22 protein-coding genes are annotated in these 25,153 nt (G+C 40.6%); 16 read left to right on the top strand and 6 right to left on the bottom strand.

Annotated features, from left to right (window positions below):
* Nucleotides 1–28: 28 nt before the first annotated feature.
* The 4 genes from ACQCT5_RS06385 (at nt 29) to srtD (ACQCT5_RS06370) (ending at nt 3,025) form a co-directional block, all read left to right on the top strand.
* On the top strand, nt 29–178 hold the full coding sequence (locus tag ACQCT5_RS06385) for a YwzD family small protein (RefSeq protein ID WP_499640139.1): 150 nt from the start codon (nt 29–31) through the stop codon (nt 176–178).
* Nucleotides 179–344: 166 nt separating this feature from the next.
* Complete coding sequence (locus ACQCT5_RS06380) at nt 345–1,394, top strand: YecA family protein (RefSeq protein ID WP_499640137.1); 1,050 nt, start codon at nt 345–347, stop codon at nt 1,392–1,394.
* Nucleotides 1,395–1,525: 131 nt separating this feature from the next.
* Entirely contained in the window at nt 1,526–2,464 is a 939-nt protein-coding gene (locus ACQCT5_RS06375) for a processed acidic surface protein (RefSeq protein ID WP_499640135.1), read from the top strand.
* A gap of 3 nt (nt 2,465–2,467) precedes the next feature.
* Complete coding sequence (gene srtD / locus ACQCT5_RS06370; RefSeq protein WP_499640133.1) at nt 2,468–3,025, top strand: class D sortase, LPxTATN-specific; 558 nt, start codon at nt 2,468–2,470, stop codon at nt 3,023–3,025.
* A 306-nt stretch (nt 3,026–3,331) separates the two neighbouring features.
* Here the strand turns inward: srtD (ACQCT5_RS06370) and ACQCT5_RS06365 are convergent, their stop codons facing one another.
* On the bottom strand, nt 3,332–3,760 hold the full coding sequence (locus ACQCT5_RS06365) for a YwpF family protein (protein WP_499640131.1): 429 nt from the start codon (nt 3,758–3,760) through the stop codon (nt 3,332–3,334).
* Nucleotides 3,761–4,277: 517 nt separating this feature from the next.
* Between ACQCT5_RS06365 and ssb the strand changes: the two genes are divergently transcribed.
* Nucleotides 4,278–4,661: a single-stranded DNA-binding protein gene (gene ssb / locus ACQCT5_RS06360; RefSeq protein ID WP_417898849.1), complete on the top strand. Its 384-nt coding sequence runs from the start codon at nt 4,278–4,280 to the stop codon at nt 4,659–4,661.
* Nucleotides 4,662–4,876: 215 nt separating this feature from the next.
* Here ssb and ACQCT5_RS06355 read toward each other — a convergent pair whose 3' ends face one another.
* A complete protein-coding gene (locus ACQCT5_RS06355) occupies nt 4,877–5,281 on the bottom strand; it encodes a helix-turn-helix domain-containing protein (RefSeq protein WP_499640128.1) in 405 nt (134 codons plus the stop codon).
* 250 nt (nt 5,282–5,531) lie between these two features.
* Here ACQCT5_RS06355 and ACQCT5_RS06350 point away from each other — a divergent pair, with 250 nt between their 5' ends.
* On the top strand, nt 5,532–5,993 hold the full coding sequence (locus ACQCT5_RS06350) for a hypothetical protein (protein WP_499640126.1): 462 nt from the start codon (nt 5,532–5,534) through the stop codon (nt 5,991–5,993).
* A gap of 60 nt (nt 5,994–6,053) precedes the next feature.
* Complete coding sequence (locus tag ACQCT5_RS06345) at nt 6,054–6,572, top strand: VanZ family protein (protein ID WP_499640124.1); 519 nt, start codon at nt 6,054–6,056, stop codon at nt 6,570–6,572.
* Nucleotides 6,573–6,776: 204 nt separating this feature from the next.
* Here the strand turns inward: ACQCT5_RS06345 and ACQCT5_RS06340 are convergent, their stop codons facing one another.
* The 3 genes from ACQCT5_RS06340 to ACQCT5_RS06330 form a co-directional block, all read right to left on the bottom strand.
* The gene (locus tag ACQCT5_RS06340) at nt 6,777–9,584 is read right to left on the bottom strand and encodes a DEAD/DEAH box helicase (protein WP_499640122.1); all 2,808 of its coding nucleotides are present in this window, start codon (nt 9,582–9,584) and stop codon (nt 6,777–6,779) included.
* Nucleotides 9,577–11,127 carry a hypothetical protein gene (locus tag ACQCT5_RS06335; protein WP_499640120.1) on the bottom strand — a complete coding sequence of 517 codons (1,551 nt, stop codon included), beginning with the start codon at nt 11,125–11,127 and terminating at the stop codon, nt 9,577–9,579. Before ACQCT5_RS06335 ends, ACQCT5_RS06340 begins: the two co-directional genes overlap by 8 nt.
* 129 nt (nt 11,128–11,256) lie before the next feature.
* A complete protein-coding gene (locus ACQCT5_RS06330; protein WP_499640118.1) occupies nt 11,257–11,817 on the bottom strand; it encodes a BsuPI-related putative proteinase inhibitor in 561 nt (186 codons plus the stop codon).
* 222 nt (nt 11,818–12,039) lie between these two features.
* On the opposite strand from ACQCT5_RS06330, the gene ACQCT5_RS06325 reads away from it, so the two are divergent.
* The 4 genes from ACQCT5_RS06325 (at nt 12,040) to ACQCT5_RS06310 (ending at nt 15,292) form a co-directional block, all read left to right on the top strand.
* Nucleotides 12,040–12,828, top strand: a complete 789-nt coding sequence (locus ACQCT5_RS06325; RefSeq protein WP_499640116.1) for an N-acetylmuramoyl-L-alanine amidase — start codon at nt 12,040–12,042, stop codon at nt 12,826–12,828.
* A 163-nt stretch (nt 12,829–12,991) separates the two neighbouring features.
* Nucleotides 12,992–13,309 carry a hypothetical protein gene (locus ACQCT5_RS06320; protein WP_499640114.1) on the top strand — a complete coding sequence of 106 codons (318 nt, stop codon included), beginning with the start codon at nt 12,992–12,994 and terminating at the stop codon, nt 13,307–13,309.
* A 237-nt stretch (nt 13,310–13,546) separates the two neighbouring features.
* Entirely contained in the window at nt 13,547–14,158 is a 612-nt protein-coding gene (gene srtD / locus ACQCT5_RS06315; RefSeq protein ID WP_499640112.1) for a class D sortase, LPxTATN-specific, read from the top strand.
* A gap of 363 nt (nt 14,159–14,521) precedes the next feature.
* Nucleotides 14,522–15,292, top strand: coding sequence for a tyrosine-protein phosphatase (locus ACQCT5_RS06310; protein WP_499640110.1), 771 nt, complete (start codon nt 14,522–14,524; stop codon nt 15,290–15,292).
* A gap of 46 nt (nt 15,293–15,338) precedes the next feature.
* Here the strand turns inward: ACQCT5_RS06310 and tagU are convergent, their stop codons facing one another.
* Nucleotides 15,339–16,286, bottom strand: a complete 948-nt coding sequence (gene tagU / locus ACQCT5_RS06305) for a polyisoprenyl-teichoic acid--peptidoglycan teichoic acid transferase TagU (protein WP_499640108.1) — start codon at nt 16,284–16,286, stop codon at nt 15,339–15,341.
* 170 nt (nt 16,287–16,456) lie between these two features.
* Here tagU and ACQCT5_RS06300 point away from each other — a divergent pair, with 170 nt between their 5' ends.
* From ACQCT5_RS06300 to ACQCT5_RS06280, 5 genes are all read left to right on the top strand, one after another.
* Entirely contained in the window at nt 16,457–17,269 is an 813-nt protein-coding gene (locus tag ACQCT5_RS06300) for an SGNH/GDSL hydrolase family protein (protein WP_499640106.1), read from the top strand.
* A gap of 825 nt (nt 17,270–18,094) precedes the next feature.
* On the top strand, nt 18,095–19,171 hold the full coding sequence (locus ACQCT5_RS06295) for a glycosyltransferase (RefSeq protein ID WP_499640104.1): 1,077 nt from the start codon (nt 18,095–18,097) through the stop codon (nt 19,169–19,171).
* Between the two features lie 3 nt (nt 19,172–19,174).
* Nucleotides 19,175–21,007 (top strand): hypothetical protein, encoded by a 1,833-nt coding sequence (locus ACQCT5_RS06290; RefSeq protein WP_499640102.1) that lies wholly within the window; start codon nt 19,175–19,177, stop codon nt 21,005–21,007.
* 282 nt (nt 21,008–21,289) lie between these two features.
* Nucleotides 21,290–23,578 (top strand): cell wall-binding repeat-containing protein, encoded by a 2,289-nt coding sequence (locus tag ACQCT5_RS06285; RefSeq protein ID WP_499640100.1) that lies wholly within the window; start codon nt 21,290–21,292, stop codon nt 23,576–23,578.
* Nucleotides 23,579–23,699: 121 nt separating this feature from the next.
* On the top strand, nt 23,700–25,025 hold the full coding sequence (locus ACQCT5_RS06280) for a cell wall-binding repeat-containing protein (protein ID WP_499640098.1): 1,326 nt from the start codon (nt 23,700–23,702) through the stop codon (nt 25,023–25,025).
* Nucleotides 25,026–25,153 lie beyond the last annotated feature (128 nt).

The raw sequence follows: 25,153 nt of genomic DNA, 5'->3' as shown, positions 1-25,153 counted from the left end.
AATATATTAGGCGGTGAATAAAAAACAAATGAACGATTCTTTTAAAAATATCGAAAACCAGGATGAAATCATCAAGGTCCTACAGTATGCCTACCAACAAGGGATGGAACGTGAGAACATTTCCATGATTGAGCTTGTTAACGAAATGAGAGAAAAGCTGCAAATGCTTATCAAATAAATAGATTCGTATTTTAGAAAACACCGCTGCCAACAGCGGTGTTTTCCGTTTTTTACAAATGGATGAGCCCGACATCGTGGCGCAAACTATGATAGAATGAAAAACGTTGTGCTAATTGGCTTATGCCTATGCAACTTAGAATCTACTAAAAGTGTAAGGTGATTGGATGATTGGAAGAAACGAACCGTGTCCTTGCGGAAGCGGACGAAAGTATAAGAAGTGTTGTGAAAAAGAGCAGGATGCAAGTTTTGAGAAGGTGCTGGAGTCGGAACTGATGGCGCTTCAGATTGATATCATGCGTTATGCTTATGATAAATATGCAGGTGAGTTGGAAGAGGTAACCAGCAAGTATGTACATAAATTCGAACTGGATCAGGATAAGAGAGAAGGCTACCAGGAAATTGTCCACCTTTGGTATATGTTCACAGTTGTGCGTGAGAGCGGACAGACCATTGTGCAGGAATTTGTAAAAGGAAACGGGCATAAGTTCTCTCGCCCTCAAGTGAAGGAATGGGCGGAGAGCTGGGAGACAGCCCAGCCTTCTGTTTATAAGGTATCCAATGTTCGTGGAGCCCAATATACGATGGAGGACTGTTTTACAAACGAGAAAGTCAAAGTTAAATTTATTGAACGAGAAGAAGGTCTAAGCAAGAACGAGCTGGTTGTGGGGATGTTTGTGCCGTTTCAGGATGCACATGTCGTCTTCATGTCCACGTTCGAAAGAGGGACGTTGGAGGCTATCCGCATTAAGGAAAAGCTGCAGGTTCTTCTTGAAAAGAAAAGCTTGTCCAAAGAACAGGTCTGTTCGTTGTTCCCGACACTTGCTGGACATGTCATCGAATTTGAATTATCAGAAGAGGACGTACAGGAGCTGCCTGTGCAAAATGAAGCGCAGGAGAAGGTGTTGGAGCTTTTTGTGGAAGCTGCTGAAAAGCGCAGATACCCGAAAAGATTTCAGGAATTCGCCCATATGCTCTGGTCCGTCTATTGTATGAAGGAGAGTCCCGCTATCCGGAATGAACCGAACTATGCAGCGGCCCTGATCTATTTTCTGGATGTTCAATTTATGCAGGAACAGGTTGAAACGCAAAAGTCGCTGTCTGAGGAATTCGGCATTTCCCCTGGTAGTGTCTCATCCACATACCGCAAGCTGGATGAGGTTCTACAGCCTGTCATCCAGACTTTCCAACATGATATCGAAGCAGCATTGAACTAAAAACTGTGAAGAAGCTCTGATTTTACCATAAGGTAGATTCAGAGCTTTTTTATTTAGTTTGCTACATATTTCCACCATATTTTGGTCAAACTAATGGGAAAGAATGCGACGATTAAGAGGAGGACGTTTTGATGAGGCGTTTTGTTGCCATGATTTCTATGCTGGTATTGGTCATTTCTATAGTGGGAACTCCCGGGTCTGTGTTTGCTGCGCCAACAGAGAATGAGGTCGATAATTACCTGAAGGAAATCGGATGGACCAGACATGATTTGGATACTTATTTAAAATTTTATGAGGTAAGCCTGGATGATTTCCGTGATATCGAGCACCTGCAGGCAGAGCTTGGAACTCCGATCAATAAAGATAATCTCCATGGAATGCTCGACTCTTATAATCTGACGGAGGAGGAGCTAGAAATCCTGCTCTCAAGGTTTGGGGAAAAGGTGCAGGACTATACCTTCTTGGAGGACCTTGAAATTGCGGTGGATTTTTACCTGACGCATGAAGAGGAGGTTGCAAGGGCGGAGGATTTTCTCGTTTCCGTAGGCTTTCAGGCGGAGGAAGCACGATTGATATTCCAGCATATCCTTGGTTTGCCGAATGAAGACCTGCAGGCGGAGCTAGATTTGCTTGAGAAAAAGGTTGAGGAAGAACCGAACTCCGTGGAAAAGATATTTTCACTCTGGTCCGATTTTATGAATGCATTTGACGTCACCGCAAATCTCCATATGGAAAATCGCGAAAATAAAGAGGCGATCACGCAGGAACAGCTTTTGCAGCCTGGATGGCTGGAAGGGAAAACGGTGCATTTAGAGCTTTTTAACCAGGAGGGAGAACTTTTGGCAAATGCCCAAATGAATGACCAGATTATTTCTCCTGCCTATGTTCAGCAAACAGGAAAAGAATTGATCCATCTCGGACAACTCGGCGTGCAATTGAGTGATGAACTCTACCATAATAGAATGCCCGATACTGCGTCTCCATATGGATTGGGCATGGTACTGGGGCTCTTGCTGGTAGCCGCTGCAGGAATCCTCTTCAGAAGGTCATTGGCTGTAAGCAGAGGATAGTGCATGGTCAAGCTTCGAGTTGCATCTATCGTGATTTTTATCATTGGGACCGCTTTGTTCGTGAGAAGCGGTCTTTCCTTTTGGCAAGGGTATTCGGCTGTGGAGGAATGGGATGAACGTGACCATCAGGATAAGAAGGATGTAGAGAGTCCCTGGGGACGGATGGACATCGGAGATTTAATCGGTAACCTCGCCATTCCTGAACTGGAGGCTAGTATCCCAATCTATCACGGAGCTTCTGAGAAAGAGTTAACAAAGGGAATCGGCCATGTTGCTAACAGCAAACTCCCTGGGGAAGATGGAAACATCGTGCTTTCAGGTCATCGTGATACGGTATTCCGCCGGTTGGGTGAGCTGGAGGTCGGGGATTCGCTTCATGTGGAGAATGGTGGGCAGAGCTATCATTATAAGATTAAGCGAATTCGCATTGTGAAGGCGGATGATACGACTGTCCTTGTGCCAAAACCGAAGGAAACCCTGACGGTGACGACATGTTATCCGTTTCGGTTTATTGGAAGTGCCCCAGAGAGGTATGTTTTGGAGGCTGTGCGGATTTACTAGGTAAAGTATGGAGGGGCTATATTATTTTACTATAGTAATTAAAAGAAGAGAATTCACTTTGTGTATATGGAAGTATTGTTACTGCTCCTTTATCATAGCGTTTAATCAAACGTTTGTTTAAAAATTACTATAATAAAATACTGTGTGAGTTACATCCTTTATCGGAGCGAATGCTAGCAAATGATGTGTTATGCACAAAAACGCATCATTTGCGTTCAAAAAGTCAAAAAACGACAAATATCGCGCGTCATGCCAAACAACGCCCCAAAATAAAAAAGCCAACCACCATGGTTGACTCTCATACACTTATTTAGACTTCTGCAGTACAGGCTTCTCATTGATTTTGTCTTTAAAGGCCTGCAGCAGATCATCCCCGTAATAGCCGCTCTCCACCAATGATTCCAAGAGCTTCTCCGGATAGTTGTTGTTACGGCGGAACAGTTCTCCTTCAAAGAGGATGCTCATACGCTCGTCCATCACAGCCACGTTCCTGATAACAGCCTCGAATGAAGCGGGATCATTGGTTGGTTTGGAGATGGTAGCTTGCACATGAACAGTTTGTTTATTTTCTAATATGGATTGATATTTTTCCGGATTTTCCTTTGGAAGAAGGGCTTCAATGAGCCAGTTTTCCTTGCCGTATTCTCTATTGATGATCAATCCGTCTTGTAAGTCTAACTTTTCAACGTTTTCCCCGTGTACGATGGACAATGCAACAAGTTTGAACGTTTTCATACTTTCCCTCCAGCGGGTGTTATTGTCGTGCCTGTACCAATTTGGTTTTATTATATCATATTGGTTGGGAAAGATACTGATCTTGTTTTGTGTAAGGTTTGTTTTGCATTAATTTTGATTTTAAGTAAAAATTTTGCCCGTGGATTTCCGCTGCAGGCGCTTGCTTTCCGCGGGGCTTGCGAGAGCCTCCTCGGCTTCGCCTGTGGGGTCTCCATCTAAACGCTACCTCCCGCAGGAGTCAAGCGCCTTCCACTACAATCCACTCACGGGTCTAAACTTTTCGAAAAAGCAACAAATTTTCATAAGAGTGTCTTCCGGTGAAAAAAAACTCTCCCATGATGAAATTTCATCTATTAAGAAGAGAGTGCTCTACGAAATGCGATTTTTATTACAGAAAACGACCATTTTCGACTCAAAACCTTATAGAAAAATGAATAACCTCCATTTTACGGGTATCCCCTCTTGCGTTTATGATTACGGAGCAACAGGCAAGAACACGAAAAAGGAGGGAAGGAACGTGATTAATCAAGTTATTCTTGTTGGGCGATTGACGAAGGATCCGGAGCTGAGGTATACGAGTGACGGAACGGCATTGGCAAGCTTTCATCTAGCGGTAAACCGTAATTTCAAAAACCAGGATGGTGTGGTGGAGGCGGATTTTGTATCCTGCACCGTGTGGAGAAAGCTGGCAGAGACAACAGCGAACTATTGCAGAAAAGGTGCTTTAATCGGAATTACCGGAAGGATCCAGACAAGGAAATACGAGGGTCAGAACGGTACGACTGTGTTTGTGACGGATGTGGTCGCAGATAATGTGCGATTTTTGGAACGGAAGCCGCCTGCAGTAAAGGTGGAAAAAACAGTGCAAAAAGAATTGGAAAAAGTGGAGCTGCCATTTTAACCATGTCTTTCGCAAATATTGAATTGTTAACCATGAAGCAATAGGGAACCCCTCCCAGGATGCTTTAGCCTTTCAAATAAAAGGCAACTTTTCGAAACAAGCTGCCTTTTTCTTTTGCTTATTAAACTGGATAAGCCCTCTTAGAATCTTCACAGAGAAAATATCCTCCCTGCTCTCCAATACTTGTGCCAACCTATCTCGGGTTGGCTCTCTTTTCACGATAGATCTTCTACCAGGGATCGAAAGTTCTTTTCTATGGTTTTTTGGTATTTGACATTCAGTTTTGTATACATATGTAGTGATTTCTTGAATTTTGGATTTTGTTTTAAATAATCGACTACCTCCAGTAGTTCGTCATCGGTTTTCTGTAATTGATAAAGACGATTGAATTCCTTTACGTATGCTTCCTGTTGGTGATGATTCCCTACCAAGTAATCGATAGATACATCAAAAATACTGCTCAGTTGAATCAGTGCCTCCATATTGGGTGTTTCTTTATCGGTTTCCCATTTGCTGATGGTGCCGCGGGAACGATTCAGTTCGTCAGCAAGCTGTTGCTGGCTCCATCCTTTTTGGTCCCGGAAATTCTTAATATTGCGAGAAACCGCAGTTTCTTTCATCCAATCCCCTCCTACCAGATGGTTTTTCCTTTACCGTATAGGAAGAGGGGCGCTTCTTCGGTTCTTAATCCGTTCAATTATATATATGAAACAAAATAGAACGGTGAGGAATATGGTAAGAAACAGAGGTATTCCAAGAATAGGTAAGAATACCCAGTAAAAACACATACTTTTAAAAAGGGTTTCCATATTTGGGAAAAAATGAAATGATAGAAGTGGGTCAATTACGTAGGAATAGGGGAGTGAGAAAATGGTAGAGTTCCATTTATACAGTATTGCATTTCTTCAAAGGGTAAAGAATCCGATTCATAAACAGGAGAATTATTTTATTTATATAAAGGAGCCCACCTATTCTTACGCAAGTCATGGTTTTTCTTTTTATGATGCCTTGCAGCTCTGTGATAGGGAGAGTCATGAATGTGATGATGGCGATGTCAGAAGCATTGTCACCAACAACCATCAGGCAGTAGAAATACATTTCCGTTCAACGGAAGATAAGCGGATCATATCCATAAAAATATTTTTGGAAACAAGCTTCATAGAGATTTCCTCCTATGTCTGGCAAGAACACCGCAGAGCATTCATCCGATTTGACGATCCCCAGGACCTTGACGAACCACTTGTTATCAGTCTTCTTAAGAGGATTTCCATCAAGCATAAAGGAAAAAGCAGTTTTCTTTCCCTTCCAAGGGTGAGAAGTATGCATCAGTAGCGTATAGATAGATGAAAAATAGGACACACCGTTATTATTGAAAAGAATAGTGGTGATCCTATGATTTTAAAAAGAAGAAAATACTATTATCTATTCCTTGCAATCGGTTGGACGGTGCTTTTGTTTCACCTATCCTCCATGTCTTATACGGCACAGGATATCAGGCCGTATCTGAGATTGCTAGTTCCAGAGGAAAGCCTATCTGTGTGGTTAAAGGGATTTCAGATGAAATATGATGGGCGTGTTATCAGTGTGGAAACGAGTGGAGGCTATGCTTTTGTGGAGTTTCTGTTCAGGAAGGCTGCCCACCTGTTCTTTTACTTTATGCTAGGTTTCGTAATCGTCCGTTACTTCCTCAGTTTCATGCATAACCGGCGATTGCGTGTATTCTTGTTGAGTTGCTGCATGGTGCTTTTCATTTCCATGCTGGACGAGTATCTGCAGCACCTACATCCTGACAGGAGCGGCCGTTGGATAGATGTGTGGCTTGATTGTACCGGCGGGCTAGTCGGGATAGCAGCGGGCTATTTAACTTCCAGAGCCTCATCCATAAAAAAAAGCGCAAGTCATTCGATGTGAATGACTCGCGCTTTTTTAACATTGGCTGTTTTCGCATAAATTGTTGCTTTTTCGAATACAATTAAAACCCGTAATATTACTCATATTCGTGCTCTTTTCCGGTCTGGAATATCTATTCCCTATAAACTTTAAGAATTTAGTACAGTAAAAAATCCAAAAGCCGATTTTTTACGGACAAAATCAACAAACTTTAAGAAAAGAGCTTTAACGTAATGTCAGCAGTTCCTTCAGATCTTCGTTGCTAAGCTCGGTAATCCAGCCTTCACTCGTAATGATCTGGTTGTTCAGTGCCTGCTTGGATTCGATCATGGCATCTATCTTTTCTTCCAGTGTCCCTGTTGCAATGAACTTATGGACATGGACGAAGCGGTTTTGACCGATCCGGTAGGCACGGTCTGTTGCCTGGTTTTCGACTGCCGGGTTCCACCAGCGGTCATAGTGGATGACGTGATTGGCTGCAGTCAGGTTCAGTCCTGTTCCGCCTGCCTTCAAGGAGAGAACCAGCACATGGAATTCCCCGTTCTGGAAGGAGGTGATCAGATTATCACGGTCCTTCTTCACGACACTTCCATTTAAAAACCTTCCTCTTTCCCCAAGTGCTTTCTCGATTGCTTCGATGATCATATTCCCCATGTTGATATACTGGGTAAAAATTAGGCAGCTTTCGTTACGCAGGCGAATCTGCTCCACGAGCTCTACCAGCTTCTCCATTTTCGTGGAACGCATCATCAGGTTGGTCGGCTCTTCTTCTTTTAAATAGAGGGAAGGGTGGTCGCAAACCTGCTTGAGCTGGCCAAGCATCTTCAGAACAAGGCCTCTTCGCTGAATGCCTCCCAGGGATTCCAACTTTTCCAATGTTTCCTTCACAAGCTGTTCGTAGATAGAGGCCTGTTCGATTGTCAACGGGCAGTATTCCTTCTGTTCCTGCTTCTCCGGCAGGTTGAGAGCCACTTGCTCATCCTGCTTGGTTCGACGCAGAAGGAAGGGCTGAATGAGCATCTGAAGCTGCTGGATTTTCTTTTTATCCTGATCCTTTTCGATTGGCAGGACAAACTGTTTATGGAACGCGCCAAGAGAACCGAGGTAGCCCGGATTAATAAAATCAAATATTGCCCAAAGCTCGGACAGGCGGTTTTCCATCGGGGTGCCTGTCAACGCGATATGGTGGATGCCGTCAAGATTCCTGACTGCCTGTGATTGCTTCGTATCGGCATTCTTAATGTTTTGTGCTTCATCGAGGCAAACGGTGCTCCAACGGACGTTAGATAGTTCCTCTTCATCCAGATGCGAGATTGCATAGGAGGTCAGTACAACATCTGCCCCTTTTATAGATTCCGAGAAGCTATCGCCCTTATTTCGGTTTGTTCCATAGTGCAGCATGACGTTCAGGCTTGGAGCGAACTTTTCCAGCTCCTTCTGCCAGTTGCCTAAAACAGAGGTCGGACAGATGATCAGAACCGGTTCGCGCTCTGGATCATCCTCGAGCTCCTTGCAGGCGAGGAAGTAGGCGATAAGCTGGATGGTCTTGCCGAGTCCCATATCATCTGCCAGACATGCTCCAAAACCGTGTTTTCGCAAAAATAACAGCCAGGCGGCACCCTGTTCCTGATAAGGGCGGAGTTCTCCCTTGAAGGTTGTCGGTGCCTTAAAGTCAGGGAGGGCTCTTCCTTGATAGAGCTGCTCGACCAGGTTCTGAAGCGGGCCAGTCATCTCATAGGTGATTTCACTCATGGAGTAGCTTCCCGCTTCCTCCTGAGGCTCGTCAAAGTGGTTGGAAGCATGACTTTTCAGGAGATCCTCAATACGGATCCCGGTTTCTTCCGCTTGCTTCATCATCTGTTTTATTTCTTCAATGAATTGAGGATCTAAAACGACCCATTCACCTTTGATTTGTACGAGGCGGCGGTTCTGCTCCACCAATGCCAGGAACTCCTCTTCCGAAAGCTCTGTATTCCGGGTGGAGAAGCGCCATTCAAAATTGACGAGAGACTGTAAGCCTACAAAAGAGGTGGAATGAGAGGATCCCTTTTTGGAGCTGTTGACTCGCGCTTTGATTTTCAGTCGGGAATCCTTGACAGCCTGCCACCATGATGGAAGCAGGATGAAGCTGCCAATTTCGAGCAATCTTTCACTGCCGTCCACTAGAAAACGCCAAGCATCTTCCTCGGTTAACGCCTCGCGTATTTGACCATTAGAAAAAAGGGAGGGGGTGATTTGCTGCCACTTTTTAAAGCTTCGTTCCACTTCTTTTTTAAACTTTTTATAGGAGGCAGGGAGCTTATCCTGTTCCCATACATATAATTGCTCGGTCTTTTTATCTTTAAGGAGCGTCTCCAGCTTCCAGTCCGAGTATGCCTCTTCCGGTTCCAATAACCGGAGACCTACAAAGAAAGGAGTAGTGTCCTTCATCCAGCCAATATCCTTCAGCCAATCCTCTTCATCCAGATAATTGGTGTGGCTGTCATGAGAAAGAAGAGAGACTGAATTGGAGTATTCCGCCCAATAGGAGCGCAATGTATCGGTCTTCTCATTTTTTATCCAGTCCATCATGATCGATCCGATCCACTCTTCTATTTTTTCCTTATAGGAAGGGAGAAGCGGATTTTCCTGGATCAACTTGTTTCCTTCTTCCGTCAAAGAAAAGGAGAGTCTGCCGTTCTGCCATTCTGAAAAATCAGGCTGAAAGGCTTTCTGATTAAAAATGGAAGATACCGTTGGAGCCAATAGACGATACAGTTCCGATTGGTCACACCATTCCAGCTGCAGAAAAGAATTCTCCGTATTGTTTGCAAAAAGCTCCAATGCATCTGCCGGAGAAAGAAAGATACCCGTTTTCCCTTGGAAAGTGGATTCCTGATAAAAGGATCCGAAAAAAGAGCCTTCATGCCAGGTGAATAACAGCGGGATGAAACGCGAAGGCGGCAGTACAGATGACTTCATCTGTACAAATAGGAAAAAACTGTTCGTTTTTTCATCGTATATCGAGTTGGCGGATAATGATCCATTAATCATATGTGAATCTTCCTTTTTTCAGTTCTTCTTGGAAGGAGCGGAGTCGTTTGGTTCCTTCTTTTATCTGTGAAATATACTCCACCCAGACATCTTCGAGCTTTTCCTTTTTATATAAAGCGTGCAGAGTCTTCAACAGGCTTGTCGCTTCCTTGTAGGAGCTCTTGTTCCGCTGGCCGATCGCCTGTTGTATGGCAATATGATAAAGGGGAAAGAGGGCATAAGGATCGGCTTTCTTGATTGTCTTGATTTTGTATGTCTCCAGACCACTCAGTTCAAATCCCATCCAAAGCTGGAGCTCCACCCACTTCCGGAATTTCTTCGTTTCGAAAAGGTACCACTCGTATTCGCCATAGCTGTAAGGCATCAAGCTCTTCATCGCTTCGATGTACATGGCATCATGCTTCGTTTCCAGTGCATAGTCCGTCAAAAGCTTCAAAAGGTGCTTTGTGAGCTGACGTTTGCGTTCATAGGTCGGCTCATCATGAATATAATTGGTCACGATTGGTAGCGCTGTTTGCAGCCAAATGTCCAATCGGTCCTTTGCCTTGGAGCTCGCTAATGCCTGAAGCCAATTGAACACATAAGGAGCGTACCGATTGGAATGCTTCTTTACTATATGCAGTGCTTCATCGTCTTTTTTTTGAAGAAAAAGGAGATGAGTTTTCGCTAATTCGGCTTGCAGAGTCAGATCATCTTCCAGCTCTTTCAATTCAGAGGACATCCAGTTTCTGCGTTGAAATACGTCATTCCACATGAACTGAAAGCAATAGAAAACCTCACGGATAAAAGGCTCTTCCTGCTGCATGAGCATGTGACGGATCAACTCCCTGCTTTCCTTCAACAAGGAGTCAAGCTGGAATGCGATCGCACTATGAAACAATCCTTTCGCTTCCGTCTCGACCTCATCCACGAAACGGTGCAGGATATCCACTATATATTGATAAGGCTGAGAGGAGTCATAGCTTTTCATCACCTCTTGCATGCAATAAAGAGAGGCGTGCAAGAGGAAGAGCGGGCGAATCTCAGCCTTTTTGGGTGCCAATAAACGGAGCTTCGGAAAGAATGCATGTGTCAGACCGGTCAAATACGTTCTTGTTGATGGAATGGAACGCTTGTATTGATCATGCTGATGCTCTACAAAGTCCAGCCAGCTTGCAAGAGATGTATCAGAATAGCTATCCACTTTCTTGTTTTTGAAAAGGGGGAGCGGTTCGGATGCGGTATGAGGGGTAGTTTCCTTCCATTTTTCAATGAGCGATGCGATGGTTCTCGTTTGCGACCAAAAGGACAGAAAGGTTGCGAGCTGGTGGATGCACAGGGAATCCGATCCACATGAACACCTGCTCAATTCATGGATGTCCAAATCCAGCAGTACATGGCGGTGGCCATTATCCTGTACCTTCCCTGTAATGCCAGAACCCTCTTCAAGGGCATTTATCACGTTTCCTTGCCGAAAAAGCTGCAAGGCGCTCTTCAAAAGAACACGGTTTTTTTCCTCTGACAGTGGATATGTATTGATTAACCAAGTTGCAAACTGCTCCATTTTTGTCACCATCCAAAACGAATAAAAGGCCTACTTATCATATGTAGACCTTTCTTTTACGGTAAAATCTTCTTATTCCATTATAGGTTTTTTAACAAGCAGTTACAACCTTGGGGAAAACTTCCCTTCTTATTCCACGTTAAATGCTTCTTTGGCTGACGCTTGGAAATTTTGTTCTGTAAAGACGAACTCGATGATGTATTCTCCTTTAGCCAGACCAGAGGCTACTTCTTCATAGGAAGCAGAATAGGAAACCGTTTCCCCGGGGGCAATGACATCTTCCTTGATCGCTTGCGTGTACATCATTCCTTCCGATAACTTCTTCACTAGCTTACCTTCTGAATCGTACACCATATAATCATATTCCTGGCCGGAGGAAAAGGTTATTTCCGCATCTTTGCCGGTATCATTTTCAACTGTAAATACAAAAGAATTGTCCTTCTGTTCCAACGTACTGGAGAGTTTCTGTTTGTTCGGGTCTTCGCCAGTAAACTTCTTCTGCCCTTTTGGCATTTCCGGTTTCTTCAAGACGCTTTCCGCTCCTGGGCTACCTGTCGTATTTTCCTCGTTACTTCCATCCGAACCCACTGTCGTTTCCTCTGGAGCCTCAGTAGCCGTGTTGTTCTCCAGTGCTGTACCACATGCGGTCAGAAGAAACGCCATTGTGAGTAAAAGTGCGATTCTCTTCATCATCATTCCTCCATCTGTGCTATTTCATTTTGAGATATACATTGTTTCCTACTATATCAAACCGTGTAATGACCCATACGTCTCTTTGTAAGGTTAGACGCAAAATAATATAAAAGGTTACAGAGGGAGGAACAAGGCAGCGGCCTCTTTTTGTCAATAAATGGTACGATCTGCATATTCTACTAGTACAAAGTATAAAACTTTGAAAAATGAGGTGGGAAAATGAAAATTGTATTGGACGCTGGTCATGGATATAGTACTACAGGAAAACGGACACCTGATGGAATGAGAGAATATGAATTTAACCGAGTAGTGGCGCAGTATACACGAGAGGAACTATTAAAGTATCAAGATGTCGAGGTTCTGTTTACCCATTCCGATGAAAGGGATGTACCATTGCAGGAGCGCACCGATCGTGCTAATAGCTGGGAAGCGGATGCCTTTATCTCCATTCATGCGAATGCATATGGATCAGGAGGATGGAACACCGCACAAGGCATTGAAACATATACTCCAGCTGTCGAATCCCCCAATTCGGATCGCCTCGCAAGACTCGTTCACCCAAGATTGATCCACGCAACTGGTAGAAGAGATAGAGGAATCAAAACCGCAAATTTTCATGTTTTAAGAGAAACAAAGATGGCTTCAATTCTGGTGGAATGCGGATTTATGACCTATTACCCAGAAGCACAACTATTAAAGACAGATAGCTATCGAAAAACGTGTGCCCGCGCTATTGCAGAAGGGGTAGCGGAATATTTCAACCTGGAGCTAAAGCCGACACCGCCTCCAGCTAAAGCGGTCTATAAGGTCCAAGTCGGCGCATTCAAGGCACAGGAAAATGCAGATAACTTAGCAAATGAATTGGACCGCAAAGGCTATAGCACCTTCGTTTTTCAGGAGCAGGGACTGAATAAGGTCCAAGTTGGCGCATTTTCACAAAAGGAAAATGCGGACCGTTTGGCAGAGAAATTGCGCAAGCAGGGATATTCGACCTTTATAAGTGCATAGGATATAGGGTGGTAGCTGGGAATAGCTCTCCACCCTTTCATGAGATGATACTTATATTTAAATTGTCATATAAAAATAATTTCATTTGTAATAAAAACAGGAAATTTGTCCCCATTTAGCGAAATTAATAGATAACTTGCTAGTGAGAAAGGGGGCAGCACTCATGGGGAAAATCCGAATCGGACCAAAAACAAAGGCTGTTATCAATTTCATTTGCTTTGCATTGTCTTTGCTATTATTAATTTATAATATCAGTATTGTTGGATTCTTCTATTTGCTGGTTACATATGGGGAAGAGAAAGGGACGCTGATATACTCATTGATCAGCGTAACAGGAATCTTTCTGGTCGTCATTCCGTTGGTGTTCCGGATGGCAAAGCAGAAATTTTACCACTATACACTGATTGCCACACATCTTTTAGCGGCGTTTTTACCAATGCTTATGCAGAGGATGTCGGGGATTTTTAATGGGGTACTATAAATAAATATTGAAGTTTTCTGATTTTTGTGTAAAATAGTACATATGAAATCGTTTGCACTAGTAGCCATTTACATACTATACGGTGCAGGCGATTTTTCTATGTGGAAAAGCATATTCGCTTCATCTAATGTAATTAATATGGAATTTAATAATCTGCGCCTATATAATGAAGATAGAAAATATGTTGCATGCACTTTTCGGGGTGTTGATCTGACATGAAAAGGAGAAGAGTGGATAGTGAGAAAAGGGATGATTCTGGCCCTCTTGTTTATTATAGGAGGGGTTTCGTTTATCGGGTATGGATTGTATGAGAAGTGGACGTTAGATCGCAAAACGGAAGCTGCCCTTCAGGACGCGATGGCGCTTACCTCCGGAAATAAGGAAGAGGATATTGCTCCAAGTACTGAAAAGGAGCGGGATTGGCCGGCAAAACCGGAAGATTGGAATCCGGCTACTGGGGATGTAGTGGGTATCCTTCAGATTCCGAGGTTTGAAGCGCAGTTGCCGATAGTAGAAGGAACAGACCCCGATGAATTGGAAAAAGGAGTGGGGCACTACCTTGGTGCATCTTACCCTGGGGAGCTTGGCCAAATCGTCTTCTCCGGTCATCGCGACACCGTATTCCTGCGTCTGGGGGAGTTGGAACTTGGGGATAAGTTTGTGGTTTCCCTACCTTATGGTGACTATATGTACGAAATCTATGAAACAAAGATTGTGGACGACGACGATACGAGCATCATAACCCTTCAGAAAGAAAAAGAAGAGTTGATTCTGACAACCTGCTATCCATTCACCTTGACTGGCCGGGCGCCTGAGAGATATATCGTGTATGCGAAGCCGGTTTTATAATTATGAAATACCTGTGCCCTTTATCCATGTACGCGGAATAGGCACAGGTATTTTCATAATTGGGTCTATTCGGCAAAAAACAGAATTTTTTAATAGTTATTTTGAACCTATTCTAAAAATATTTTTCTCTTTCTCATCATATGTTAATTTAAAGGGAAAATGGTATATATCATCCAATATTGTTATTCTGAAAAAACGTTATTATCTAATAAACTCCGTGAAATAAGGATTCAAACAATAATAAAACCTTATTTCGACAAATTACACCCGTTTCTCAATCATTTATTCTATGATAGTATTTAAACTAGACTAGATGTGAGGGATAGGAGAATAGAACTATTTCTGAAATGGGGGATTTTTTAAATGATAGATATACATTGTCACATACTTCCGTCAGTAGACGATGGAGCCAAACATATGACGGAAAGTATTGAGATGGCAAGAGCTGCTGTTCAGCAAGGGATTACGACAATTGTGGCAACTCCGCATCATAATGATGGTAAATATATGAATAAAAAAGAAGAGATTCTCGAGAAGGTGGAAGAGTTAAACAGCCGCCTGAAAAAAGAAGCGATTGATTTGACTATTTTACCCGGACAGGAATGCAGAATTTCTGGAGAGATAATCGAGCATTATGAAAACGGAGAAGTGCTTACTTTAAATAATACAAGTAAATATATTTTTATAGAATTGCCTTCAAGCCAAGTGCCATTATATACAGAGAAGCTTGTGTACGATCTTCAAATGAAGGGTCTTATACCGATTATTGTTCACCCGGAACGTAATGCAGAACTTATCGAGACTCCGGATAAACTATATCAGCTTGTAAAAAAAGGTGCTTGTACCCAGGTTACTGCTGCTAGTGTAGCTGGAAAGTTCGGAAAAAAAATCAAGAAGTTTTCTTTGGATCTAATAGAAGCTAACCTTGTGCACTTCATCGCTTCTGATGCCCACAATATCAAGAACCGTACCTTTGTGATGAAGGAAGCGTATGATGTTATTGGTAAGGAATTCGGTCATGATGTCATGTACATGCTGATGGAAAACGCTGAATTGCTTATAGAAGGACAGACTATCATGAAGGAAATTCCGGAAAGAATCAAAAAGAAGAAGCTATTTGGATTATTGAAATAGAAATTTAAAAGAGGGAGCCATTGTAAAAATGGGCTCCCTCTTTTTATTAGTTGTTCTTGGCAACTTCATTTGCTTCGATCTCCAAGTGATTTCTCAGCCTTCCGGAAAGCTCCGTTCTATCTTCCTCAGAAACAATCAAATAGTAGATCTCTTGGCTTCCGTTGCTGATATATTGGCCTTGGCCAGTGATTTGATGCTGATCCAGGTTGTGTCGTGCATCTTTGTAATTTGCTTGGATATCTACCATTTCATTGAAGGTTAAATTGGTTCGAACATTTTTACCAAGAATATCTAAAATGTCATCGAATTTTGTGATGGAGGAAACAGAAGCTCCTTTATCAATCACACCTTGAATAATTTTCCGCTGTCTTTTCTGTCTTCCAAAGTCTCCATTCGGATCCTCATAGCGCATTCTTGAGTAATTTAAAGCAGAATTCCCATCCAGTTTTATTTGTCCTTCTGGAAAATCGTTGCCCCCATAGTTGAACGCAAATTCGTTGTTAACATTTATTCCTCCAACAGCATCCACAATATCCTTAAAGCTTTCCATATTCACTTGCACATAATAATCGATAGGAATATCGAGGAAGTTTTCCACCGTGGCAACAGACATGTCAGGTCCGCCAAAGGCATATGCATGATTGATTTTGTCCTCAAAACCTTTTCCTATAATCTCTGTTCTCGTATCACGGGGGATGCTCACCATTTGCATGGACTTGTCGTTCGGATTGACAGTGAGTACAATCATCGAATCGGAGCGTCCTGTATCTTCTTCCCTTTCATCTACCCCTAATATAAGAAAGGATAGAGGATCCTGCTTTTTGAAATCCACCTCTACAGGACGTTTTTCCGAAGATGTCCGATCTAACGGGGTATGCATGGAGCCTGCCGCATTTTCCAGAGATTTATAAACTGTAAAAGCGAATATACCTACGCCTATAGTCGTAATTCCGATAATACTGATTAGAACAATGAACCATTTCTTTTTAAACATATGATCCTCTTCCTTTGAGTGTAGAATATTAGTTATATATCAACCTATTATAAGGCACTAATGTCCCAAAATACAATTTATGGTGAAAAATTCTTCTGTATTTTGACAAATTTCGTAATATTTATTGATAAAATACATAAAAATAGTATATTTGGAATGGGGTGGTATAAATGAGGATTCTAGCATTCATTATTGTTATTATTTGCAGTATTACTTTAGTATTAGGAAATCTACATTGGAAAGAGAAATTAGAAAACTCCTCTGCAGTTGGTGCGGCTGTAAATGAAAAAGCATCTACCAAAGAAGAGGGGAGTGATATAGGCGTTACAACAGGAAGTGAAATCGATCCGTCATTGAAAGAAAAATTAGCATTCCTACCATTTGGAACGTCTTCCTTTATTGAAGAGGCGGCATCCAATCAACAAACGATAGATCTTTTAATATTAGGTTCGGAGGCTAATACAATGGGTTCCATGCCTTGGACGAAGTTGTTTCAAGAAAAGATGGAAGATGCATATGGGGATTTATTCCATATTACCATTAAGGAGATCAGGGATACTTCTTCATATACCGTGGTAAATGAAGAGTTACATTCAGAAAATTTGGAAGTGACTCCAGATCTGCTTATATTGGAACCTTTTCTGATTAAAGACAATTCAGTTGGAATAAGTATAGAGCAATCTATAGAACATATTGAAATGATCATAGAGGATTTTAAATCTTTAAACCCTGAATTGCACGTATTCCTGCAACCAGCGCATCCATTACATGGAGGTCTCTATTATCCTCGTGACGTAGAAGTTTTTCGTGAGTATGTGGAACTGAGTGAATATACATATATTAATCATTGGCAAGTTTGGCCCGAGGATCATAACTCAGCGGAATTAGAAGCACTCCTTATGGAGGATAATGCTGGACCGAACGATGAAGGGCACGAAGTATGGGCAGAATATGTAGCAAATATTTTCATTAATGAAGAGTGACATTAATAAGAAAAAACCTCCAAGTAGAAATGACAATTGCTTCTACATTGGAGGTTTTTTTGTGCTTTTTAAAAGTTGATTATAGTAATCCACAGGATGAAAATCATTAATAGAATTCCAATAAATGCGAAGGAGAGATTCTTCCCCATCTTTGATCGGGAGGTAATATGTTGGATAAAGAGTGCAGGTATCAGTAACCATGGAATTAATAAAGTGGTAGATAGAATGTATCCCAGCATAGAGAAACTTTCAGATGAGAGTTTAAAAGCGATAGCAGGAACAATCATGAACACTGGACTTAAGCAGGAAAGGATAATAAGACGTAGCCAATAAGCATCCATTACCAAAGTTATATTCTCCCAATCCCATTGCTTGGAACTGCTGGTGAATTCAGAGAAACGTTTCTTTAACAATGGAAGAAACCTGTGTGCAATTGCTGTCAATTTGCTCACCTTCACTTTCCGAAAACATAGTATTTATTAATTCTATGTATATTATGTATTAATTATGATTATTAACTTCGATCCTTTTACTAGAATAGCAGATACGCATTACTATAATACCCATTTATGAATTTATTAAACTGTTAAATTCAAAAAAACGGGAGAAAAATTTATTAGTGAAAAAAGGTTTTTCTTTGTCTATTTTAAGGGAATAAATATCTACAATTAATAATGATTCAGAATTTAAATTTATTGAATCGCATTCAAACACAATTTTCAATAAAGCTTAGAGGACACTTTAATAATGTGATTTCACCAAAGGAAATAGATAATTTCCTCCTCGCTTGGAAATGATGTACAGAGAAAATTTTGGAGGACAGTTATGACACTAAAGGAAAATGTGACAATATTAATACCCGCATATAACCCGGATGACAAATTAACAACTCTAGTAAAGGAAATTATAGAAAATAGATTCAGTAAAATCATTGTTGTGAATGATGGAAGTAAATCGGAATGCAATAAGATTTTTGTTGATCTCTCTATACTCGAACCTTGTACTGTGATACATCACAGTGTCAATAAGGGTAAGGGTGGGGCGCTTAAAACAGGAATTAGTTATTTCTTGGAGAATTTCAAAGAATCCAAAGGTATTGTAACGGTAGATGCAGATGGTCAACACGCAGTCGAAGATATTGTAAAAACTGCAGAAAAGTTATATGAAAAAGAAAACAGTTTAGTACTTGGAGTCAGGGATTTTAGTTCACAAGATATCCCGTTTAGAAGTAAGTTTGGAAATTTAGTAACGAAATCGGTTGTCAACTTTGCCTGTGGTATAAAAATTTCTGATACTCAAACTGGTTTAAGAGGTATACCTCGAAGTTTTGCAGGAACTTTATTGAATGTCAGCGGGGACCGTTATGAATATGAAATGAATATGTTACTTGAATGCAAGTCCCACAATATTCCGATGGAAGAAGTTAAAATTAGAACGATATATATTGACGAAAATGATTCATCACATTTCAATCCAATAGTCGATTCAATCAAAATTTATTCGGTTTTCTTTAAATTCATCTTTTCTTCCTTGGGTTCATTTGTGGTGGACATTTTGCTCTTTACGGTCCTCACAATGTTACTTAAAAATGTTCTGCCAATAGCTTTCATCATCGTTTCAACTATACTAGCAAGAGTCTTGTCCAGTCTTTTTAATTACACAGTAAACAAAAATGTTGTCTTTAAATCAGGATCTAAAAATACAATTCAAAAATACTTTACTTTAAGTGTTGTTCAAATGCTGACATCAGCGGCTTTAGTTCAATTAGTTTATTTTTCCATAGGTGAAGGGGAAGTTTGGATAAAAATTGTTGTGGACTCCATTTTATTTTTGATAAGCTTTGTTATTCAAAGAGAATGGGTCTTTAACAAAAAAAGCACAAGAAAATACCGAGGTGCTTAAAGTATGACAGCGTATATAAGTACATTTGGGCTGTTGTTCTTTTCATTATTAGGATGGGGGCTGCTTGTTAACAAAAAGTTTAAAATCAACCCAGCATTCATCCCTATATTCATCTTTTCTTCCATTACATCCTTGGTTTTTTTTGCTGGATTATTTAAAATTATGCCGTTTATGGTAACCCTGATAACTTATTCGGGTTTATTACTATTTATTATTTTTACCTTTCGATTGTTTAGTAAAAGATACGAAATAAAGTGGCTTTTAAACCCGTCAAGCATCTTTTTTATTGTTCTGGTTTTTTGCGCTATTCTCCTTCTTAAGGGTGTAATATATTTACATTATGATAATTTCAGTCATTGGGGTCTTATCGTAAAAGAAATGTATCTAATGAGAGGACTTCCTGATTCAACCGCAATGGTATTATTTAGAAATTACCCACCAGGAAGCGCTGTATTCATTTATTACATAGTAGAAGTGCTAGGTTATTCGGAAAGTAGAGCCTTGATGGCACAAGGATTTCTATTAGCAGCGGCTGTAGTTGTATTATTGGTATTCTGTGATTGGAAAAAGCCGTTTGCCATTATTTTAAGTGTGATTTCAAGCTTAACACTTTTGTTTGTCATTAAAGGTCATATCTACAACTTACTAGTTGATACTTTATTGGGAATAGTGGCGTTATCTGTCGCGGTCATAGCATACTTTTATCGAAACGATTGGAAAAAGAGTCTTCTTGTTAATGCCCCTATCCTGATACTACTTGTATTAATAAAGGATAGTGGGAAATTATTTATCGTGATAAATGCAATATTAATATTGGCTTTTGTATATTGGAACAGTTTAAGAGGCAACAGGTTTAGTATTGCAAAGAGCAAAATAGCTGTAATTGCGATTATCTTCACCTTGCTATTACCATTTGGCACAAATTTTTTGTGGTCGAAATATACCGAAAAGGCCTACCCTGAATTTACTTATGAAAGTAATAAATTTGCAATAACAAATGAGATATTAAATGCAGATGATAAGTCTGATGAATTGAAAAATAATCTCGGTGCGAATTTAATAAAAGCTTCCACTAGTCCGGATAATCCAAATGTTTTAAGTATGATTATATTAAGCGGTATTTCCATTGTTTTAATGATCTTATCCTATATGAAGACCAAGAAGGTTTCTCGGTTATTATTATTTTCCACCATACTTGTCAACAGTATATATTTTTTGTACATGATGTTCCTATATTTGATGTATCTTTACCTAATGCCAGAAAATGAGTCTGCAAGGCTTGCTGGTTTTAGCAGATATCAAGCCACGATGTTTATTTATTACGCAGGCATATTAATGGGTGCAATCACTTTGGAGTGGACAAAATATGCAAGTTCAATCAAGTCTAAAATCCTGGAATTAGGAGTAACACTCGGTCTTTCATTTTTATTCTTCTATCCGTTTATTGAAAATGTACCTACCATTACCACTAAACCTGACCCTACTGGTTCTATACGGGAAAAGGTGAAGTATGGCAATGAGGTGATCAGGGCTACTTCATCAGAAGAAGCGACAGTTGTCTATTATAGTCCCAAGAGTGTAAATGACAATGGCTATCTTAGATACTTAGCAACATATGAGCAATTAACAAATAATTATTATATCTACAGAAGCAGTGATACCCAAGAAAAAAAAGCTTCCCTCCTTTATCATATAAAGAAATCCGACTTTTTAGTGGTTGTTGAGTCTGATGGGGATCTTTCTGAGTTCCTAAAGAAATATTCCGATGCACATTCAGAAGGTACGTATAAAGTCATTGTTAATAATGGAGAGCTGAAGTTATCTAAATTACCTTAAGTGTTAAGTTGAGTCCCATCACTTTGGTGTAGAGTGACGGGTTTTTATAGAAGAGTCATCCGTTATGCGACGGATGGCTTTTTTAATGCAACATCCCTGAGAGCTAAAGTTTTAGGCTATAGGTCGCGTAAAAGTCCATAATTTTACATTATAACTTAAAATTACCTGTTTAAAATCGCGATATTACGTTAAAATTTGACAAATTACCTATTCCAGAAAGAGATAACTTTGGTAGAATTGGAAATAGATAAGAAACATTTTAATATTCAAGGGGGAAAGATTTTGATTCGTAAGAGTATTGTTGTTCTGAAGTTTTGCTTGGTGCTGATGTTGATTATGGTTGTAGATAAAGGCTTTGCGGAGGGGAAAGTAACCGAGTATAAGGCAAGCCCGAATGGTGATCATTCCATTACTTTTGATGGCTATGAAATCAATATTCTAAATGGAGAAAGTACTACTGTCAGTATAAAGTCCGAAGGAAAAGTAATGGAAGAGTGGCAGCTAGATTTCGCTAAAGTTTCCAAAGTTTTTTCTTGGAAAAAAGGGGACTTTTATTATGTATTGTTTGAAAATACATATGATGGTACTGGAAGCTATAAGAGATATGCATTCTATGAGTTTCGTGGTAGTGAGATGGATCAACTTTTGTTAACGGATGACTACAATGCGGGTTCAGTAGAAGTTAATGAAAATAGTATTATAGTAAGCTACTTAAATACTAACGTTAATTCTGTGCAGACAGCTGACTACCAATTGTTTAAAGATACCTACATCCAAGGTACCGATGGATCAGTACAAATCGGTAAACAAGCTGAAGAAGTTAAAGCTATTCCAGCAAAAGAAGAAGTGAATAACAAGTATTCGATACAATCCGAAGATCCTTTGAAGGGGACAAACCCTACCCCTTCTGAAATGAATCTGCTATTGACTTCGGAAGCGCTTAAAGCAGGTGTACCTCCTGAATTGGTTAAAGCTATAGCATGGCAGGAGAGTTCCTGGCAGCAGTATAGAACAACAAATGACCCTAATGGGCTATGGGAAATAGGTGATCCTGTCATTTCTTTTGATGGCGGAATCGGGCTTATGCAAATTACCGAGCCTAATATGACTGCTGAACGTGCAAGAAGATTAAAAACAGATATTGTTTATAATATTCAAGAAGGATTAAAGATTTTAAAAGATAAATGGACTTATAGCAACTGGGGGAGAATTCCAAAGATAAATGGGAATGACATGCAAATTATAGAAGATTGGTATTTTGCGGTCATGGCTTACAATGGAGTTTCAAGACGAAATGACCCCCAATATTATCCTGGTAATACCTATCAAGATGTCATTTATAATCATGTGGAAAGATATGCTCAAATGGAGACTACTCGTTTTCCAGAACAATTATTAAAAGATGATATCTATTATACTAGTACAGGGTCTCTTCAGTTTAAAAAGCCGCATTATCATATTAATGGCCCTTATCAAGCTTCCAAACATCTATTCAATGTAGGGGATCTAGTGAAAGCCACTGAGGATAGTGTCAGATTGAGAAATGCGCCAGAAGGAACAGAAATCAGAAAGACCATAGCTGGAGAAACTTTGCAAATTGTTGGCCCTTATAAGGCTGGCGCTAATAGAGAGAATCATTTTGTCTGGTATCCTGTGAAAGATATGAACTCAAATGAAACGTATTTTATTGCTTCTAGTTATTTAGAAAAAATGCGTATTTCAGGCGAAAATCGCTATGCTACTGCTGTGGAGATCTCCCGAACGGGGTGGGATAAGTCTGATGTAGTTGTTTTAGCGAGAGGGGATGACTTTCCGGATGCCCTTGCAGGTACGCCTCTTGCCTATCAGCTCGACGCACCTATTCTACTAACCAGAAGTAATGAACTGGTTGAAGAGACTAAAAAGGAATTACTTAGGTTGAATGCAAAAAAGGTGGTCATTCTTGGAGGTAACTTTGCGGTCAACGAAAAGGTGGAAGAGGCCATTGGTGACTTGGGAATGGAAGTAGAGAGAATTGCCGGGCTGAACAGATATGAAACAGCAAAACTCATTGCCAATAAGATGGGAACGGATTTTTCAACCGTAGTTGTAGCACATGGAAAGGGTTTCCCGGATGCATTGGCGATAGCGCCATATGCAGCTAGAAATGGAATTCCGATTCTATTAACAGAGAAGACTCAAATTCCTGGTCCAACCACGACCATGCTTTCAAAAGCTACCAACACCATTGTGGTGGGTGGAAAAGATGTTATTTCTGACAATCTATTAAAAAGCATGCCGGAAGCAACTAGAATCGCAGGTGCGAACAGATACGAAACATCTTATAAAATCGGTTCTCAATTTAATTTTGCTGCTCAGACTGGATTAGTGGTTAATGGAATGGATTTCCCTGATGCCCTAACAGGTTCTGTTTTAGCAGCAAAACTTAATTCGCCGCTTTTATTAGTGAAACCTGATATTCTTCCTGCAGAAACAAAGATGCTTGCAGAAAAGCATGCATTTAATCAGTTCTCCGTGCTTGGTGGTATTTATGCTGTAGAAAATGACAATATCATAAATTTAATAAAATAAGACTCAAATGACTTGTATGAAGCTACTTTGTACAAGTCATCTTGTTGCATGACCTAATATTTTCAATGTAAAAAAAGAGGTCAAATAAATCTGTAACAAAAGGTAGAAATAGGAGGAAAAAATGTACAGTATAACTACCCGAAGGTACATAGTCGCACTTGTATTCATGCTAATGCTAGCCCTTGCTTCCTTCCCTTCACCTAAAGATGCGGGCAGCCTTACTGTAGATAGAGTCAGTGGAGAGAATAGATATCAAACCGCAGTTGAAGTATCAAAAAGGGGATGGAGCACAGGAGCGGATACCGTTATCATTACAGCGGGAGATCAATTCCCCGATGCTTTAACTGGTACACCGCTTGCTTATGCAATGAATGCCCCTATCCTATTAACAAATAAGAATTATTTGCCGAGTGAAACAAAAAAAGAACTCACCCGCTTGAAAGCAGGAAAGGTCATTATTCTTGGCGGGGAACATGCAGTTACTTCAAAAGTTGCTCAAGATATTTCTGATATGAAATTGACCGTGGAAAGAATCAGCGGTGAAGACCGGTATGAAACTGCAGCTAAAATTGCAGAAAAACTGCCTAAAAAGGCTGATACGGCAGTAGTGGTATATGGGAAGAATTTTCCCGATAGCTTATCGATTGCGTCTTACGCTGCTAGAAAGGGATATCCCATCCTCCTGACTGATACAAATAAGTTGCCCGATAGGACGAAAGAAGTATTGAAAAATTACCAAAACACCCTCGTGGTTGGTGGAGAAACTGTTGTGTCCAAGGAGATTTTCAGTCAGATTCCAGGCCCTAAAAGATATCATGGACCTGACCGCTATCAAACACTATTCAATGTTATCGATGGTCTCAACATCTCTTTTGGAAACAATGTTTATGTGGCAACTGGTGAAAGCTTTGCAGATGCATTGACTGGTTCTGTTCTTGCCGCAAAACAGAATACATCACTCGTGTTGGTGAAGCAAAATCAAATTCCTCATGCTGTTCAGCAAATCTTGTCATCGGCAAGTCCTGCGAATGCAACCATCATTGGTGGGCCGAATGCCGTTTCCAATTCTGTGCAGAATCAACTTGGATTTGATGTGACGTCTCTTATCAATACTGCAAAAGAATATATGGGTGTACCATACCTCTGGGGTGGGACGACACCATCCGGTTTTGATTGCAGTGGATATTTAAATTATGTTTTCAATAAACATGACGTATCTTTACCTAGGACCACCGCGGATATTTGGAAAGCGGGTACACCTGTTTCAACCCCTGAAGTGGGAGATATTGTATTCTTTACCACATATAAAGAAGGTCCATCGCATGCAGGGATATATATTGGAAACAATGAATTCATACATGCAAGTTCAACTGCTGGCGTTACGATCCATAGCTTGTCCAATAGTTATTTTAACCCCCGTTATTTAGGGGCAAAACGACTTCACTAAATTTAGATTCAGAATCAAAGAGGCTGGGACAAAAGTGTTTTAGTCTAAATAAAACCCGAACTAATTTGAATTTTAAATCAAATTAGTTCGGGTCTTTTTTTGAAGTATTCGATTAGTTTTAGGTTACA

The organism is Sutcliffiella halmapala, from assembly GCF_050107295.1.
Taxonomy (GTDB): domain Bacteria; phylum Bacillota; class Bacilli; order Bacillales; family Bacillaceae_I; genus Sutcliffiella_A; species Sutcliffiella_A halmapala_A.
This window is presented reverse-complemented; position numbering and strand designations above follow the sequence as displayed.

Excerpts from the sequence above, each read along its gene's own strand:
- ACQCT5_RS06365 (WP_499640131.1), bottom strand. The coding sequence starts at position 3,760 with ATGAAAACGTTCAAACTTGTTGCATTGTCCATCGTACACGGGGAAAAC.
- ACQCT5_RS06310 (WP_499640110.1), top strand. The coding sequence starts at position 14,522 with ATGATAGATATACATTGTCACATACTTCCGTCAGTAGACGATGGAGCC.
- ACQCT5_RS06375 (WP_499640135.1), top strand. The coding sequence starts at position 1,526 with ATGAGGCGTTTTGTTGCCATGATTTCTATGCTGGTATTGGTCATTTCT.
- srtD (WP_499640133.1), top strand. The coding sequence starts at position 2,468 with ATGGTCAAGCTTCGAGTTGCATCTATCGTGATTTTTATCATTGGGACC.
- ACQCT5_RS06355 (WP_499640128.1), bottom strand. The coding sequence starts at position 5,281 with ATGAAAGAAACTGCGGTTTCTCGCAATATTAAGAATTTCCGGGACCAA.
- ACQCT5_RS06350 (WP_499640126.1), top strand. The coding sequence starts at position 5,532 with ATGGTAGAGTTCCATTTATACAGTATTGCATTTCTTCAAAGGGTAAAG.
- ACQCT5_RS06280 (WP_499640098.1), top strand. The coding sequence starts at position 23,700 with ATGTACAGTATAACTACCCGAAGGTACATAGTCGCACTTGTATTCATG.
- ACQCT5_RS06320 (WP_499640114.1), top strand. The coding sequence starts at position 12,992 with ATGGGGAAAATCCGAATCGGACCAAAAACAAAGGCTGTTATCAATTTC.
- ACQCT5_RS06335 (WP_499640120.1), bottom strand. The coding sequence starts at position 11,127 with ATGGAGCAGTTTGCAACTTGGTTAATCAATACATATCCACTGTCAGAG.
- ACQCT5_RS06300 (WP_499640106.1), top strand. The coding sequence starts at position 16,457 with ATGAGGATTCTAGCATTCATTATTGTTATTATTTGCAGTATTACTTTA.
- ACQCT5_RS06385 (WP_499640139.1), top strand. The coding sequence starts at position 29 with ATGAACGATTCTTTTAAAAATATCGAAAACCAGGATGAAATCATCAAG.
- tagU (WP_499640108.1), bottom strand. The coding sequence starts at position 16,286 with ATGTTTAAAAAGAAATGGTTCATTGTTCTAATCAGTATTATCGGAATT.
- ACQCT5_RS06345 (WP_499640124.1), top strand. The coding sequence starts at position 6,054 with ATGATTTTAAAAAGAAGAAAATACTATTATCTATTCCTTGCAATCGGT.
- ACQCT5_RS06380 (WP_499640137.1), top strand. The coding sequence starts at position 345 with ATGATTGGAAGAAACGAACCGTGTCCTTGCGGAAGCGGACGAAAGTAT.
- ACQCT5_RS06290 (WP_499640102.1), top strand. The coding sequence starts at position 19,175 with ATGACAGCGTATATAAGTACATTTGGGCTGTTGTTCTTTTCATTATTA.
- ACQCT5_RS06340 (WP_499640122.1), bottom strand. The coding sequence starts at position 9,584 with ATGATTAATGGATCATTATCCGCCAACTCGATATACGATGAAAAAACG.
- ACQCT5_RS06330 (WP_499640118.1), bottom strand. The coding sequence starts at position 11,817 with ATGAAGAGAATCGCACTTTTACTCACAATGGCGTTTCTTCTGACCGCA.
- ACQCT5_RS06325 (WP_499640116.1), top strand. The coding sequence starts at position 12,040 with ATGAAAATTGTATTGGACGCTGGTCATGGATATAGTACTACAGGAAAA.
- ACQCT5_RS06295 (WP_499640104.1), top strand. The coding sequence starts at position 18,095 with ATGACACTAAAGGAAAATGTGACAATATTAATACCCGCATATAACCCG.